Here is a 15,934-nt window from a genome sequence, read left to right as displayed (position 1 = left end):
TTGGAGCGGCAATAGTTGGCATTGATCGAGCAGTTAAGGCGGCGTTGATCGCTTCGGAAAGTGCAACAGGCGACTGCTCCCCTCGTACCGCGCACTCCACAGCTGCAGCAATCGCTTCGCGACCCTCAACACTATCAACCGACACGGCGTGATCTTGGCACCAGCAAGTGACCACGCCCATAACAGATTCGAGCTGGTCATGGTTCAGATCGATAAGGCTCAACAAAGACATGTAGCTTCCTCCGTTTGTCGGCAGAAGCTCTTATGATCTCCCAAGCGGTCCCCGCCGTAAAAGTTCGGAGCCGATAGTTTACAACTAGCGCGTTGGCGCCAAAAGGAAAGATGAGGCGCGCTGACCCCGGCCTTGCCTTCTGCAGTTCGAGCTAGCCACGCCACGACTGCCATGCAATTTGACGCCGCTAAAGCCGTTGCTTTTCTTCAGCGCTCTTGCCGTCGGAGCTTTTCGTGCTCATCGAATCGCTCGGCGCCCTTGGCCAGGTCAGAACCCTTTTGGGCCTCGACCTTCTTCTCTTCCATTGCTGCGCTCTTACGAAGTCCGCGAGCCGATTGCCGGCCCTTTTCCGTTTCAGCGTTTTCTATACCCATTGAACTTCCTCCACATTGCTTGCGGACAAGATCAACGGTTAGGTCACGACTTTCGTTCCCATTGGGCGCAGATGGTTTGACGTGCCGCCAGCTTCTTCTGCTCCGCTAGACGCTTCGCCGCCCCACCTTGCAATTCAAAGCGACGATTGACTCCCACCGCGCATATGAGAGTGTAGCGGTATTCGAGACCAGTCGGAAAGCGCAAACCATGACGCCAGAACGATTTAGCGAATGCCTTCTGCACATCCGATGGACGCCGATCAACATTGCGTCGGCGTTGCAGTGCGACTTGTCATGGATCGAAGCTTTGGAGGTCGGAAACGAAACTGTTCCGGCCGAATTGGGCACGTGGTTGGAGGCGCTGGCGAGAGCGCACGAGGCTTTGCCGGCCCCGGCGACGTGTCGCGGCAAGAGTTTAAGCCATTGACGAACGTTACGGCCTTGCTGGCTGGTAGCGACCCGACGGGGAGGCCACGATGATGATCGCTCGACGAGATTTTACCTATGAGGAATGGAATTGCCTGCTGCATATCTACAGGCACGAAACGGCCGAAATCCCGACAGGGCAAAGCCAGAGGTTCAGCAAGCTTGGCTTGATTGATAAGGCAGTCGATGGAGCGGGTCTGAGTGCGGCGGGCAAGACGCTTGTTGAGCATGAGCTTCTGATGGAGCGTCGGAACCGACTTCAGCGCTAGACGCCACGCGAGAAATTGCGCGCCGTCGCGTCGCTTTTTATCACGTGCTTCGATCAGCGCCTCATGACGATCTTCACGATCGCGCTGGGTGCCGCCCTGCCCGGCACTCGGGAAAGAGCGTCATAGGTTGGCCAACAGAAGAGCGCTCCGAGCTCTTGAACGAATTCAACCACTCACCAATTCCTCAATCAGATCGGGAGAAGCCTAGTTCCAGCTTCAACAGGCATGGAAGCAGCGTCACTCACTGCGCACGCGGCAGCTTGTCAAGAAATGCAACGAAAAAGGATCATTGACTGGCAAATGATACGTTTGCATATCTATTCTGCGCGTTAGGGCTATGAACTCAGCACCGTACTCGATCGTCTGGGGACCACACCCATAATCACATGCCGGGACATCACATGCCGTCCTTTTCCATCGGCGCCGGCCGTCGCGTGTAAACCTTTCGTCAGAGCCGGCTATACTTGCGTATAGGTGTGTGGCTGCCTCTCCCATCATAGACTCCGACCGTTAGATAAAACGGAGACGAGATGTCAGGATTCTTACGAGATCGGCTGTTCTGGCCCTCGTTTTGGAGCCATCAGCAAGCCAATTTCCGTTTTACGTCAAACCCCCCACTCCACAGCGCCGACGTCCCCACGGCCGTAAGCCGTGGGACCGCCCCACTCAGCCTCATGAACGAGGGACGGCCATCCGTGTGGATTGCACGCTCAGGAACAGTAAAGGCGACTCTGGGCTCCTGTGCTCCGCCTGTCGCCGGTGATAAGAGGTGAGAGTTGCGCGTGTTGCTTGTTGAAGATGATCAAATCCTCGGAGCGTCCTTGAAAAAGGCGCTGGAAAAGCATGCCTATGGAATCGACTGGCTACGTGATGGTCAGTCTGCACTCCTTTGCCTGGAGAGCCTTGATTTCGGTGCCGTCGTCTTGGATATCAACCTGCCGGAGCTGAGCGGCATTGAGGTTCTCAAGGGCATCCGCCGCAGAGGCAATCGCGTGCCCGTCCTTTTGCTGACTGCGCTCGATACAGTTCGCCAGAAGGTCGAGGGTCTTGATGAGGGGGCCGACGACTACATGGTTAAGCCCTTCGACTTGGACGAACTGCTTGCCAGGGTAAGGGCTCTTACGCGACGCAGGGACGGCCGAGCGGAAACGATCATCAGGTGCGGACTCGTCGAAGTGGATCCGTCGGCCATGATCGTGCGCAAAGCCGGTTCGCAGGTCCACACCACAGCTAAGGAATTTCACCTTCTAAGCCTGCTGATGGAGCGCAGTGGCCGCTACGTGACGAAGAATGACATAGAGTATTCGCTTTATGACGCCGGCAACACGGTGGAAAGCAACACCACCGAGGTCACCATCTACAATCTGCGCAAGAAGCTCGGCAGTGAGTTCATCAAGTCTATCCGCGGCGTCGGCTACCTGATCGAACGATGAGCCGGTCTACCCTCACACGCAGGCTTTTCTTCAGGATTGCGCCTGTGGTTGCGGTCACCATAGCGCTCGTCGCCGTCTTTGCATTCGATAGCGCAACGCGAGAGATCAACAAGATCTACGACGCACAGCTCGTCGACGATGCGGACGTGCTTCTGGCACTGCTGCAGCACTCGCTCCAAAAGCCGACCGGGAAAGGAGCGCGCGAGATACCAGATATCGATTTCACCGCGAACAACCAGTCTGGTTTCGGGCAGGATTCCGACGATTTCGCGGACGCCCATATGTTTCGCGGCTGGGTCAACGAACACATCGCAGTCTACAGCAACAATGCGTTTGGCGAAGACGTCCCTCGGCAGAAGGCGGGTTTTACGACCCTGGCCCATCACGGCGAGATGTGGCGGATCTACTCGACTTCGCTACCAGGCACGGCAATCGTGTTTGAGGTGGGCGAAAAAATTGCTGTCCGTGAGACGTTGGTCGCCAATATCCTGCTCAATCTCTTCTTCCCGCTGGTCGCGCTCCTCCCGATCATCGGGTTTCTCATATGGTACTGCATCAACAATGGACTGAGCACCATGCGAGGTCTCGTGCACCACATCCGTATCCGCTCGCCGGACGATCTCTCGGCCATTCCGGTGGAAGGCCTGCCCCGGGATCTTCTTCCGCTCGGTACTTCGATAAACCATCTCCTCGACAAGCTTGCGCACTCGCTGACACTGGAGAGGCGGTTCTCCGATCTTGCTGCTCACCAGCTTCGCACCCCACAGGCCGGCATGAAGCTGCTGCTGCAGTTGCTGGACAGGGCTGATGGCGACGAAGAGCGCCGCGCGATCATGTCCGATCTCGTGCTTAGCAACGATCACGCTATTCATATGATCGAGCAGCTGCTTCGTCTGGCACGAGTGAGCCACCACGAAATAGAACTCTCTCCCGTCAACCTCCACGATCTGGCAGCGTCGGTGCTCGCGCAGTTCGGCAACGTCATCAATGACCGTCAGATGGACGTATCGCTCGAGGGAGATGAGCATGCGCAAACCAACACCGACCGTTTGTTGCTGACCCTGATGATCAGCAATCTCGTTGACAACGCCATCAAGTACACTCCGGTCGGAGGTCGCATCGCAGTCGTCGTCTCGTCAGAAAAGGAAGTTTGCCGATTGTCGATTCGTGACAGCGGACCGGGCATCCCCTCGGACTATTACGACGCCGTCTTTCAGCGCTTCTACAGGCTGAATACCCTTCAATCCGAGGGAAGTGGCCTTGGACTCGCGATCGTTGCGGATATCGCCGATCGCCTGTCGGCGATGATTGCGCTCGCCACACCCAATTGGGGCAAGGGACTGCAGGTCGATTTGTTGCTGCAAAAAAGCAAATAATCGACTTTTTCATTTTCGCTTCATCTTCGCCTCAGGTCGCGATCATCGACGCTTGTTAAACACTCCCAGAAAGTAAGTTTTGGAGTGCTTCATGCAGGTGTTTTGTGATTTCGACGGGACGATCTCCGTCGAGGATGCAACCGATCTGGTTCTCTCCCGCTTTGCCAGCCCCGAGTGGGAGGCAATCGAAAGCGAGTGGAAGCAGGGGCTGATCGGCTCGGCCGAATGCATGCGTCGCCAGGTCGCCCTCATTCGCGCCAGCCGGAGCGAACTCGACGGCTTGCTGGACAAAGTGGCGATAGATCCCGGCTTCGACCGCTTTCTGGACGCCTGCGTAGATTTCGGCATCCCGGTGGCAGTCGTCAGCGACGGTGTCGACTACTTCATTCGTCGCATTCTCGTCGCCCACGGCATCCACCTCCTGCCCATCATCGCGAACCGGCTGGTTCGGCTGCATGACGATGACGATGCCTTTTATTCGCTGACGTCGCCGTTCAGTGCTTCCTGTTGCACTGCCGATGCCGGTGTCTGCAAGTGTGCCGTCATCAATGGCACGACGCAGCAGATTTATATCGGCGACGGGCGAAGCGACTTCTGCGTATCCGCGCGGGCAAGCGTCGTCTTCGCGAAAGACAAGCTTGCGGACCACTGCATCGAGCAAGGCATCCCCTACTACGGCTTCACGGACTTCACCGACCTTCTTGAGACATTCAAGACGATCCTGCCCGGCATCCTCGAGCGGGACCGCGTCATCACTCAACCCATCACCGTATGACACAGACAAAAGGCGCAAAATGAAAACCAACATTGTTGACATCACGGGCGGCGTACGCCCATCGCCGGCCCGAAGCGAGGCAGAACTGCGCTCCCTTGAGGAGACCTACTGCTCGTTCGGCGACACCGTCCACTATTCCCCGGAGCCGAAATTCTTCGAGGAATGCGAAGGATCCTACCTCTACGACGCAGCCGGTACGCCCTTCCTCGATTTGCAGATGTGGTATTCGGCTGTCAATTTCGGCTACCGCAACGAGCGCCTGAACGAGGCCGCCCATCGGCAACTCGACCGGCTGCCGCAGGTCGCCTCCCAGTACCTGCATCGCGAGAAAGTCGAACTCGCGGCCATGATCGCGCGGGATGCGGAGCACAAGTTCGGGCGCAAGGGCCGCGTTCACTTCAACGTCGGCGGCTCGCAGGCGATCGAGGATTCGCTGAAGCTGGTGCGCAACTATACCGGCGGCAAGAGCCTGATGTTCGCCTTCGAAGGCGGCTATCACGGGCGCACGCTCGGGGCCTCGTCGATCACCTCTAGCTATCGCTATCGCCGCCGCTTCGGTCATTTCGGAGAACGGGCGCAGTTCGTCGAGTTTCCATATCACTTCCGCGGCCCGAAGGGCATGTCGAAGGAGGAATACGGCCACGAATGCGTGCGCAGGTTCGCCCGGCTGTTCGAGAGTGAGTACAACGGCGTCTGGGATCCGAAAGTCGGCAAGGCGGAATATGCCGCCTTCTACATCGAGCCGATCCAAGGCACGGGCGGCTATGTCATCCCGCCGATGAACTTTTTCTCAGAGCTTAAGAAGGTGCTGGACGAGCATGGCATCCTGCTCGTCGTCGACGAGATCCAGATGGGCGTCTACCGCACCGGCAAGCTCTGGTCGATCGAGCATTTCGGCGTTCAGCCAGACATCCTCGTGTTCGGCAAGGCGATCACGAACGGCCTCAACCCCCTCTCGGGTGTCTGGGCACGGGAGGAAATGATCAATCCCGATATCTTCCCGCCGGGATCGACACACTCGACATTCGCAAGCAATCCAATGGGGACCGCAGTGGCGCTGGAGACCATGAAGATGCTGGAGGAGAAGGACTTTGGCACAACGGTGATGGCCAAGGGCGCCTATTTCCTCGACGGGTTGAAGCAGCTCCAGAGGCGCCATGCCATCATCGGCGACGTCGACGGGCTGGGTCTCGCGCTGCGGGCAGAAATCTGCCAGGAGGACGGCTTTACGCCCGACAAGGCGACCATGGACTGGCTCTGTGACGAGGGCATGAAGGGTGATCTTCAAGTCGGGACGCAGATGTACGGCTTGGTGCTGGATGTCGGCGGCTACCACAAGAACGTCATTACGCTGGCGCCAAATCTGCTCATTACTTACGAGGAGATTGACTTGGCGTTGAAGCTGCTCGATCAACTCTTCACCCGCGCCGCGCGGAGATAGAACCGTGCAGCTCCTGCTTCTTCACCTCGACGATGCGCTGGAGTTGCAGCCAGATTTTGTGCGCGCCTGCACACAGGCCGGCGCGCACCAAATTTCGGATGAGGAGAGCGGCAGGGCGATACGCCTCTGGAGCAAATGGGGGGCGCTCGACAAGCTCGCCTGCGCCCTCGACCGGCGCACGCCGGCGGTAGGCAAGGAGGCGCCGCTCTGGTTTCTGGGCTCCGGCGACTTTCATCATGTATCGGCCCTCCTGCTGGAGCGTGCGCTGGCGCGGCATCCGGCTCCGACGACGCTGATCCATTTCGACAACCACCCTGACTGGGTGAGGTTCGAGGACGGGATGCATTGCGGATCGTGGATCAACCGCGCCCTCGACAATCAGAATGTTCGAAAGGTCATCACGCTCGGCGTCTGCAGCGACGATCTTTGCAGCCCGGAGCGCAAGGGCGGCAATTTGAAACTGTTGTCGGAAGGGAGGCTTGAGCTGTATCCCTATGCCCATCCGCCAAGCCGCGTTGCCGCCGACTACGGCTGCGGCGCTAGCCATCGCCAAGATGCAGGCGCCCTGCACTGGAGGTCAATCGCAAATCTTGGCGAGCAGAATTTCATCGGCTGGTTCCTCGACAGGATAGAAACCGAGGCCGTTTACGTTACCATCGACAAGGACGTCCTGGCACCCGAGGATGCGGTCACCAACTGGGACCAGGGTCGTATGCGGCTTCCTTATGTCCTGACCTTGATAAGCGAGATCGGCCGGCGCTGCCGCATCGTCGGCGCCGACGTGACCGGCGATTATTCCGCCCCGCGATATGGCGGCAATCTTTGGACACGGGTGGCGAAGAAGGCCGAAGTCCTTATCGATCAGCCACGGAAGCGCCCGGAGCTGGCGGCGGTTCGCCACATCAATTCTGCGGCCAACCATGCGCTGCTCGACGTTCTCGCGGAGGCGATGGGATGAGCGGAAGCCTGACGCCCTCAATGATCGGCCTGATCCTGTTTTGCGTGCTCGCGGAGACGGCAACGGAGGTCTGCTTCAAGCAGTCCGCCGACGGTGGGTTCCTGTCATTGCTCGTAAAGCCACTTATTTGGCTGGGTATCTTGCTCTGGGCAGTGGAACTGCTGGCCTGGACGGTCGTGCTCGAATGGGTCCCGCTTTCGGTCGCCTTTCCACTCATGGCATCGAGCTACGTCGTCGTCGTTTTCGCCGGCGCCATCATGTTCAAGGAAAAAGTAAACCTGCGTCACGCAACGGGAGTGTTTCTCGTCGCGGCCGGCGTGGCATGCGTGGGAGTAACCGGACTATGAAGATATTCGCACACACACGTTGGGATGTAGCTCCAGTGCTGGCGGCCGTCGCTCATCTGGCCTTCAACATTTATCTGATCGTGGGTTTCGGAAGTCGGCCGCTCTGGCTTTCAGCCGTCCTCGGCGTACTGTACGCCATCTCCATATCGTGGAATATCAACAGCATATCCCACAACTTCATTCACACACCCTACTTTAAACCGCGCTGGATGAACTATGCTTTCAGCCTGCTCGAATCGGTCGCGATCGGCTTTTCCCAGACCTACTACCACTGGGTCCACATGCGTCACCATTCCGGCAACAGCGACCGGCCGGATGAAAAGGGCGATACCATCGACCTGCTGTCGATCTACCGCCACGGCCGCAACGGCGAGCCGGAAAACGTTTGGTCCTACACGTTCGTGAGCTTCTTCCGCGACAGCATCGGCGATATTCACAAGGCGATCGCCCGAACGCGGCCTTTGGAGGCCAAATGGGGCCGGTTCGAACTCTATTTCTTCCTAGCGCTGGCGCTGGCCGCGCTCGTCTACGACTGGAAGGCCCTGCTGTTCTTCGTACCCTTCTACTATCTCGGCAATTGCTTGTCGTCGCTCAACGGCTACTACGAACACCTGCACGGCGACCCGGACGAGCCGATCGCCTGGGGCGTCAGCAGCCACAAGCCCTTCTATAACTGGCTCTGGTTCGGCAACGGCTATCACGCCGAGCATCACTACCGCCCGCGCACACACTGGACCAAGCTTCACGCCCTGCACGAGCAGATCAAGGAGGAGCAGGAGCAGGCCGGCGTCCATGTTATCAGCACCTGCCACGCGCTCGGCTTCATGGCCAAGGAGAACCTGGGCTTCGAGGGAAGCAGCACGGAGGCCTCGCATGACGCGCGATGAAATGAGCTTCTTCCTGGAGGGCACCAATGGCAGGGGTATCGTCCTGGTCCATGGAATGACCGGTGCACCGGCTGAGATGCGGCTGGTTGGGCGCTACCTGCATCGTCGCGGGTATAGCGTCTATGCGCCGCTGCTTGCCGGACACGGCGCCGATCTCGACAGTTTCCGGCGTTCGCGTTGGCAGGACTGGCTGGAAAGCGTGCAGGGAGGGGCAGAACTGCTCCGGTCGCGGACAGACGCTGTCTTTGCAGCCGGAATCTGCGTTGGCGGCAAGCTTGCGATGATGGCGGCAGACCGCGATCCAGATCGTGTGGGGGCAGTTGCCATCTATTCTCCGTGCTTCGGTTACGATGGCTGGAACGTTCCCGTCTCCTATCAGCTGCTGTCGCCGCATATCGGCTGGCTGTCGCACGTTCCGTTCCTCGATCGGCTGAACTTTCGCGAGACCTCGTCGCTCGGCATCAAGGACGACCGGCTGAGGCAGAAGATCGGAGTGATGACGGGCGAAGGTGTTCTCGAGAGCTTTCCCGGCAAGGGCATCGTCGAGATGCGCAAGCTCGGCAATGCCCTCAAAGACAGATTGCCGTATCTTCAGACCCCAACCCTCATCCTGCACGCCCTGGAAGACGATCTCAGCAATCCCCGCAATGCACGCCATATCGCTGCCCATATCGGGGGACCACACGAGCTACGCTGGATCAAGGACAGCTACCACATGATCCATGTCGACCGGCATCATAAAGAGGTCGCCGACTACACGGCGGAGTTTTTCGAGGCGCCCCATGCTCCAGCACGTCCTTGACCATCCCCGGGCAGAGGGAGCCACTCTGGTCGTTCACTCCGGCGGCTCCCAAGCATTTGTAGTCGACAGTATCCGTGACGTCGGGCGCGATGCTTGGAATGCCTGTTTTGTCGATCAGGTGGAGGACTATGATTGTCTGCTCGCCATAGAGGACGCAGGAATCGGCGGCTTTGAATGGCGCTATGTCACGGTCGTCGAAAACGGGCGCACCTGCGCCGCGATGCCGGCGTTCCTTTGTGACTATGCGCTCGATACGACGCTGGAGAACGGCCTGCCGCGGCGAATGATGCGCCGCGTTCGAAAGCTGTTTCCGAGGTTCCTGTCGCTTAGGCTTGCCTGCCTGGGCTCGCCCTGCACGGAAACGGGGGTTGTCGGATTTCATCCGGATATTTCCGAGGCACGCCGCGCGACGTTGTTTTCCGAGCTACTCACGGCGTTCGAGCGCCATGCCGCCGCCGAGAACTGCCCGCTCGTCGGTATGAAGGATATCGACCAACAAACCGCTGCCAGCATTGCCGCAACGCTCGAAGAGCGCGGGTATGCCGTTATCGACGGCCTGCCGACTGCCTGGCTCGACATCGATTTCGATAACATCGACAGCTATCTCGAACGGTTGTCATCCGGCACGCGCAAGGACATGCGCAGGAAGTTGAAGTCCTCGCAGCTTGTCCGCGTCGAATTGACGTCGGATGTCGGCAATCTGCTTCCGCAGGTGATGGCGCTCTATCACGACACCCGCAACCGCAGTGAATGGCAGTTCGAGGAGCTGACACCCGACTATTTCCAAGGCGTGCTGAGGCACATGCCGGAGCGGTCGTTCTGTATGCTGTACTTTGTCGGCGACCAGCTACTCGCCGCCAACCTTCTTGTCCACAACGGGCACACGCTCGTTGACAAGTTCTTCTGCATGGATGGGGAGGCCGGCAGGCCGTACAATCTCTATTTCCTCAGCTGGTTCACCAACCTTCGCTATTGCCTCGATCATGGCATGAGACGGTACCAGAGCGGCCAAGCATATTATGAGAACAAGGTGCGGCTGGGCAGCAAGCTCACCTCGAATGCGATGTTCTTCCATCACCGCAATTGGCTGGTTCAAAGGCTGCTGAAGCGGGTGTCGCGCTTCCTCTCCGTTGATGGGAGTGCCTCATGAAGCTCTCGCGCATGTCCTGGCTTGCGGTTCCGGTTCTGAATACGCTGTTCCAGATCTTCCTCAAGAAAGGTGCCCTCTCCCTTGAGGGCGTGTCTGCGGGCATCGGCTGGCTCGAAGCATTCGCCTCTTATTGGATTTTGGCCGCGATCCTCACCGAAATACTCTGCTTTTTCATATGGATGAATATCCTTTCCAAACTGGAGCTCAGCAAGGCCTTCCCGTTAAGCGGCGCCAGTTACGTGCTGATTGTTGCGAGTGGCTGGTTCGCCTTCGGAGAACCAATCCTTGGCCTACAGATCATTGGCAGCGGGCTGATCCTTTTAGGCGTTTGGCTAATCGCCGGGGCTACCGAAGAGACGCAAGACGGCACTTCGACGATGGAGCAGGCATCGTCGCGAACCGGGACCGGAGTAGGCACAATGACGCTACCCCTACAGCAGAATCGTCGACGTTTCGATACCTCGATAATCGCTGACCATGTTCTCAGGCGCGCTTTGTCACGCATCGTGACGAGCGGTTCGCTAGAAGTCGCCACTGCAAGCGGTCGCGTCCTGGTTTTCGGCGACGACAGCGGCAGTCCTGTTCGCGTTCGCTTTACTGATACCCGGGCACAGTGGGCCTTTCTTATCGACGCCGATCTCAGGCTTGGCGAGCTCTACATGGATGGCCGCTTCATCGTCGAGCGAGGTTCGCTCTATGAGTTCGTGGCCATGATGCTGCGGGAAGCGAAAAATCAGAAGCATCCGCTCGTCGCGCGGCTGATTGACCGGGTCAGGACGCGCCTTCGAATCCTTCGCCACCGAAATCTCCCCGGTCGTTCGAAGCGGAACGTCGCCCATCACTACGATCTCGACGGCCGGCTTTACGAAGTCTTTCTTGATGCGGACCGGCAGTATTCCTGCGCCTACTTCGAGTATCCGGGCCAGAGCCTGGAGGACGCCCAGCGGGCAAAGAAGAAGCATTTGGCCGCCAAGCTCTTGATCGAGCCGGGCAACAGCATTCTCGATATCGGCTGCGGGTGGGGCGGGCTCGCGCGCCACCTCGCCCAGAGTGCGCCCTGCGGAAATGTCCTTGGCATCACCCTGTCGGAAGAGCAGTTCGACTATGCTTCAAAGCGTGGGCAGAGCGTCGCAGGTCCGAGCATGGGAAAGGTTGGCTTTTTGCTGCAGGATTATCGCAGCCTTGAAGGACGCTTCGACAGAATCGTGTCGGTGGGTATGTTCGAACATGTCGGTCGCTCCTCCTACCGCACGTTTTTCCGCAAGTGCGCCGAACTCTTGGCGGATGACGGCGTCATGGTGCTTCACTCGATCGGTTGTTCCGCAACGCCCGGTTTCACCACACCCTGGCTCGACAGGTATATCTTTCCCGGCGGCTATATTCCGTCACTGTCCGAGATCGTTCCCGAGGTCGAGGCGGCTGGGCTGATCATCACCGATGTCGAAATATTGCGGCTCCACTACGCCTGGACGCTCGCTGCCTGGCGGGAACGCTTCGCGGCGCGCTGGACTGAGGCGGCGACGCTCTATGACGAGAGATTTTGCCGGATGTGGGAATACTACCTGTCTACAGCAGAGGCCGCGTTCCGCTACGAGGACCTCGTGGTCTTCCAGATCCAGATCAGCAAGCGCAACGACAGTCTGCCGGTGACACGCGACTACATCCTCGATCGTCCCAACCTTCTCAGAAGCCGATCTGGAATGACCGGTTGATGGTAAAGCCGATCGTGTTCTGATTTCTGCTCCCGACGTCGCTGGTGATCGGGCTGTCGGCAGCGTCGCTCACGAGGCGGTCATACCGGTTATAGAGCTGCACGCTCCATTGCGGGTTGATCGTGTAAGTCGCAGCGACGGTGAAACCCACGGATTCCACGCCGGCGCCGGCGTCGAACTGCGGGAAACTACTATTGGCAGCCTCTGTTGCCGACACGCCGAAATTCTGCTTCATGAAGGTCGAATTGCCGAGTGTCATGCGTGGGCCTGCTGACACCACAACGCCTTCCATCACCGGCTGGAACCAGTCGGCACCAAGATCCGCGACCAGGCCTCCACCGTTCCAAAGCGCCTGGCGCGCCTCAACCCGCAGCCGCAACCGGTCCTCGATCGGCCAGTATTGCACGAAGACGCCGGCGTCCAAGCTCCAATCTATTCGGTCCAGCCCTTCCAGACGACCGTCGTCAAAGCGCGACCGACCGTTGCGGAAACCCACCACCGGACCAATCTCTATGCCCTTGTAGTTGAAGAGCGGAAGGTCGAAATTGTCGTCGGGGACATCCTGCTCGGGTGGCTCGCCCAGGCGGCGAAAGTCGAAGGAAGGCAGGCCGCTCACTGTGTAGTGCTTCGACCCTTCGTATTTGGGACTGTATTCAACGCTGCCGCCAATCGTCACGATCCACTGGCTGGGCCGCTGCGATTCTGTCGGGGACGCTGCCCCTGCTGCGTCCTGCGCGTACGCTTGCGTCGCTGCGATTGAAAAAATCGCGCTCACCAGAGCCGCCGCCCTACCGATCTTATTCAAACGGTGCGAACGGGCAAGTCCGATCGGGCTCCTTGGCCCGTGATACAGAGTATGCATCCATCCCCCGTGGCGATGCAGGAACGTTTAAAATCAAGAGAATCCAATATGCAGAGTGTGCCTGCTGAGGTCAACCAAGGCGCAGCGAGTTCCGTCGCGGTGTAGCTTCGATGCATCAGTGTCGGCGATGATCCCCGCAACAGAGACGATGCTGCCGCCGCGCTGAGGTGGCATGAATCCAGAGATACGGCGCGCTGGCGGCAACCCTGTTCACGAGGGCTCGCTTAGTCCTCGTTGGCGACCACCGTCACTACACCATCGCCCTGCAGGCGGGTTTCGGTCTGCCGGGCGGCAGCGACGAGACGGCGCTGTTCGCGGATCGCGTTCCATTGCTGATCAATCAGGACGCCGATGAGGATAACACCACCCATGACGGCGAAATTCAGCGATGAGGGGATACCGAGCAGGTTCACGAGGTTCTGCAACTCCTGGAGCAGAACAGTGCCGAGCACGACGCCGACGATTGACCCCTCGCCGCCGCGTAGCGAAAAGCCCCCAAGTACCGCTGCGGCAATCGCGTAGAGCTCGTAGAACTGCCCATGGCTCGCTGGCGAGATCGAGCGTGTGTACATGGCGAAATAGATCGCCGAAAGCGCCGTAAGAACTCCGCAAATGATGTAGGCCGACATGACCATGCGATCGGTGCGGATACCGGAATATCGGGCGGCCTCTTCATTCTTGCCGATCGCATAGAGATAGCGCCCAAATACAGAACGATGCAGCACTACCCACGTTACGACCGCAATGATGACAAGCGCGATGAAGGTGTTGGGGACGCCGTATGACCGGCCGGCGGTGAGGAATTCGAGGTCCGGAAAATTCTGGCCGAACGCAAAACCTGCTGTCCCGTCGGCGGTATAGAAGCGCGCAGCCCCACGATAAATCAGGAGACCGCACAGGGTGACGACAAAGGGCTGCAGGTTCAGCCGCGTGATCAGCCAGCCATGAACGGCGCCTATGACGGCGCCGAGCATGAGAATGAGCGGTAGTGCCAGCATCCAGGACATGTCCTGGACCGCGATGAAATCGACGAACAGCACGCCGAGAAGCGCTACAAGCGAGCCAACAGAAAGTTCGATACCGCCGGTAATGATGACGAAGGCCTGGCCGATCGACAGGATACCAAACAGGCCGATCAGGTTGGCCGTGTTGGCCAGGTTGATCGGCAGTAGGAAGCGCGGATTGATAATGGCGACAACGATGCCGACGACGACGATCAAAAGCAGCAGTCCAAGATCTTTCTTGATCATTCGAGATCCATTCCCCGATATTTATTCATATTGGCCGCAGCGGCTATTTTACCCTTTTGCCGACAGCAAGCAAAAGGACGCTTTCCTGGCTGAATTCGTCCTCTTCCAAAATGCCGGCGATCTGGCCCTCATGCATCACGGCAATGCGGTCGGAAACGCCGATCACCTCTTCCATATCGCTGGAGATCATCAGGATCGCGACACCAGCGTCAGCAAGCGCCCGCATCAGACCGTAGATCTCGTTTTTCGCGCCGATATCGATGCCGCGCGTGGGTTCATCGAGGATCATCACCTTCGGGTTCATCGACAGCCATTTGGCGAGCACCACCTTTTGCTGGTTGCCGCCCGACAGAGTACCCGTTCGGGTCGAAACCGAGGGCGCCTTGATGCCGAGGCGCCCCCGCTGTTTTTCGGCCGCCGCTGTCTCTCGATCAGCCGAGACCAAGAAGCGGTTGGCAAGCGCGGGAAGATCGGCAAGGGTTATGTTCTGGGCAATCGACAAATCAAGAAGAATGCCGTTGCGCTTGCGATCTTCTGGCACCAGGAAAATACCGTGAGCGACGGCATCCCGCGCCGAACTGATCGCGATTGGCTGTCCGTCCTGCAGGATTGCGCCGCCATAACTTCGGTCTATGCCAAAGAGCACCCTAGCAAGCTCGGTACGGCCCGATCCAACGAGGCCCGCAAGCCCCAGGATTTCTCCATATCTGATTTCCAGATCGACGGGGTGGCTGGGATAGGCCTCGGTTCGCACGCCGCTTGCCTTCAGCGCAACCGTGCCAGCTGAGCGCTGCGGCTTTGCGGTCCGGGCCGCAAGCACCCTGCCGATCATCAGCTTGACCATCTGGTCGTGGCCGATGTCCTGTTTTGGAAGCGTACCCACAAGCGTCCCGTCACGCAGCACCACGACCCGATCGGCCACACGCTCAACCTCGTGAAGGCGATGAGAGATGAAAATAACACTGATGCCATCGGCCTTCAGTGATTTGATGATACTCAAGAGCCGTTCGGTTTCAGCCAGCGGAAGGCTGGAAGTCGGTTCGTCAAAGATGACGAGCCTTGCGTTGATGGACAACGCCTTGGCGATTTCCACCATCTGCTGCTCGGCAAGCGAAAGTGCCGCAACAGGAGTGTCGGCGGAAAAATGCGCTCCTACGCGCTTCAGGAGCGGCTTCACCATGTCGCGCAGTCGATCGCGATCAACGAGCTTGAACGGTCCCGCCTTCAGCGGTTCGCGGCCCAGGAAGATATTGGCGGCAACGTCGAGATTCTCAAAGAGATTGAGCTCCTGGTGCACGAAGGCGATGCCAGACGAGATGCTTGATTGCACGGTGAGGAGACCTAGCTCTGTCCCGTCGAGCAGGATCGTGCCCCGATCGGGTGCGATCACGCCGCCGAGAATCTTCATCAGCGTCGACTTTCCAGCCCCGTTCTCGCCGACAAGGCCGATGACCTCGCCCGGCATGATGTCCAATGACAGGCCTTCGAGCGCAACGACGCCTGGATAGGTCTTGCCAACTCCAGAAAGCGAAAGGAATGGCGTTACGGGCGCGCCCCGTGACGGGATTTCGGAGGTATGATTCATCGCCTGTCCATGGCTGCTGATGCTGTCGGCACGCCTTTCGCGGCAGCGGCAAGTA

The 15,934-nt window shown here is 58.7% G+C and carries 15 protein-coding genes and 1 pseudogene; 12 read left to right on the top strand and 4 right to left on the bottom strand.

The genetic code is table 11. The features are described from left to right. Nucleotides 1-419: 419 nt before the first annotated feature. Nucleotides 420-606: pseudogene (locus tag ASC90_RS23950) on the bottom strand (hypothetical protein). A 208-nt stretch (nt 607-814) separates the two neighbouring features. Between ASC90_RS23950 and ASC90_RS30145 the strand changes: the two are divergent. From ASC90_RS30145 to ASC90_RS23890, 12 genes are all read left to right on the top strand, one after another. Beyond that, nucleotides 815-1,033, top strand: a complete 219-nt coding sequence (locus ASC90_RS30145) for a hypothetical protein (protein ID WP_056546029.1) — start codon at nt 815-817, stop codon at nt 1,031-1,033. Between the two features lie 49 nt (nt 1,034-1,082). Beyond that, entirely contained in the window at nt 1,083-1,301 is a 219-nt protein-coding gene (locus ASC90_RS23940; RefSeq protein WP_244480446.1) for a hypothetical protein, read from the top strand. Nucleotides 1,302-2,077: 776 nt separating this feature from the next. After that, nucleotides 2,078-2,734, top strand: a complete 657-nt coding sequence (locus ASC90_RS23935) for a response regulator transcription factor (protein WP_056546027.1) — start codon at nt 2,078-2,080, stop codon at nt 2,732-2,734. Next, nucleotides 2,731-4,110, top strand: a complete 1,380-nt coding sequence (locus tag ASC90_RS23930; protein ID WP_056546024.1) for an ATP-binding protein — start codon at nt 2,731-2,733, stop codon at nt 4,108-4,110. The genes ASC90_RS23935 and ASC90_RS23930 overlap by 4 nt, the downstream gene beginning before the upstream one ends. Nucleotides 4,111-4,201: 91 nt before the next feature. Continuing rightward, on the top strand, nt 4,202-4,885 hold the full coding sequence (locus tag ASC90_RS23925; protein WP_056546023.1) for an MtnX-like HAD-IB family phosphatase: 684 nt from the start codon (nt 4,202-4,204) through the stop codon (nt 4,883-4,885). Nucleotides 4,886-4,904: 19 nt separating this feature from the next. Continuing rightward, nucleotides 4,905-6,326: an aminotransferase class III-fold pyridoxal phosphate-dependent enzyme gene (locus ASC90_RS23920; protein ID WP_056546021.1), complete on the top strand. Its 1,422-nt coding sequence runs from the start codon at nt 4,905-4,907 to the stop codon at nt 6,324-6,326. 4 nt (nt 6,327-6,330) lie between these two features. Next, nucleotides 6,331-7,284 carry a hypothetical protein gene (locus ASC90_RS23915; protein ID WP_056546019.1) on the top strand — a complete coding sequence of 318 codons (954 nt, stop codon included), beginning with the start codon at nt 6,331-6,333 and terminating at the stop codon, nt 7,282-7,284. Continuing rightward, nucleotides 7,281-7,631, top strand: a complete 351-nt coding sequence (locus ASC90_RS23910; protein WP_056546017.1) for a permease — start codon at nt 7,281-7,283, stop codon at nt 7,629-7,631. Before ASC90_RS23915 ends, ASC90_RS23910 begins: the two co-directional genes overlap by 4 nt. Further along, a complete protein-coding gene (locus tag ASC90_RS23905; protein WP_056546015.1) occupies nt 7,628-8,518 on the top strand; it encodes a fatty acid desaturase in 891 nt (296 codons plus the stop codon). Before ASC90_RS23910 ends, ASC90_RS23905 begins: the two co-directional genes overlap by 4 nt. Further along, on the top strand, nt 8,505-9,320 hold the full coding sequence (locus ASC90_RS23900; RefSeq protein WP_056546012.1) for an alpha/beta fold hydrolase: 816 nt from the start codon (nt 8,505-8,507) through the stop codon (nt 9,318-9,320). The genes ASC90_RS23905 and ASC90_RS23900 overlap by 14 nt, the downstream gene beginning before the upstream one ends. Then, nucleotides 9,301-10,470 (top strand): peptidogalycan biosysnthesis protein, encoded by a 1,170-nt coding sequence (locus tag ASC90_RS23895; RefSeq protein WP_082520034.1) that lies wholly within the window; start codon nt 9,301-9,303, stop codon nt 10,468-10,470. The genes ASC90_RS23900 and ASC90_RS23895 overlap by 20 nt, the downstream gene beginning before the upstream one ends. Next, on the top strand, nt 10,467-12,182 hold the full coding sequence (locus ASC90_RS23890; RefSeq protein ID WP_244480445.1) for a class I SAM-dependent methyltransferase: 1,716 nt from the start codon (nt 10,467-10,469) through the stop codon (nt 12,180-12,182). The genes ASC90_RS23895 and ASC90_RS23890 overlap by 4 nt, the downstream gene beginning before the upstream one ends. Here the strand turns inward: ASC90_RS23890 and ASC90_RS23885 are convergent. The 3 genes from ASC90_RS23885 to ASC90_RS23875 all read right to left on the bottom strand — a co-directional run bounded on the left by ASC90_RS23885 (nt 12,154) and on the right by ASC90_RS23875 (nt 15,879). Continuing rightward, nucleotides 12,154-12,957, bottom strand: a complete 804-nt coding sequence (locus ASC90_RS23885) for a MipA/OmpV family protein (protein ID WP_244480444.1) — start codon at nt 12,955-12,957, stop codon at nt 12,154-12,156. The two genes, ASC90_RS23890 and ASC90_RS23885, sit on opposite strands and share 29 nt — an antisense overlap. Nucleotides 12,958-13,268: 311 nt before the next feature. Continuing rightward, nucleotides 13,269-14,294 carry an ABC transporter permease gene (locus tag ASC90_RS23880; protein ID WP_056546010.1) on the bottom strand — a complete coding sequence of 342 codons (1,026 nt, stop codon included), beginning with the start codon at nt 14,292-14,294 and terminating at the stop codon, nt 13,269-13,271. Between the two features lie 43 nt (nt 14,295-14,337). Continuing rightward, nucleotides 14,338-15,879, bottom strand: coding sequence for a sugar ABC transporter ATP-binding protein (locus ASC90_RS23875; RefSeq protein ID WP_056546009.1), 1,542 nt, complete (start codon nt 15,877-15,879; stop codon nt 14,338-14,340). Nucleotides 15,880-15,934 lie beyond the last annotated feature (55 nt).

Source organism: Rhizobium sp. Root1220 (assembly GCF_001426265.1).
Classification (GTDB): Bacteria; Pseudomonadota; Alphaproteobacteria; order Rhizobiales; family Rhizobiaceae; genus Rhizobium.
Note: the sequence above shows the minus strand (reverse complement) of the source record. Positions and strands in the feature narration are given on the sequence as shown.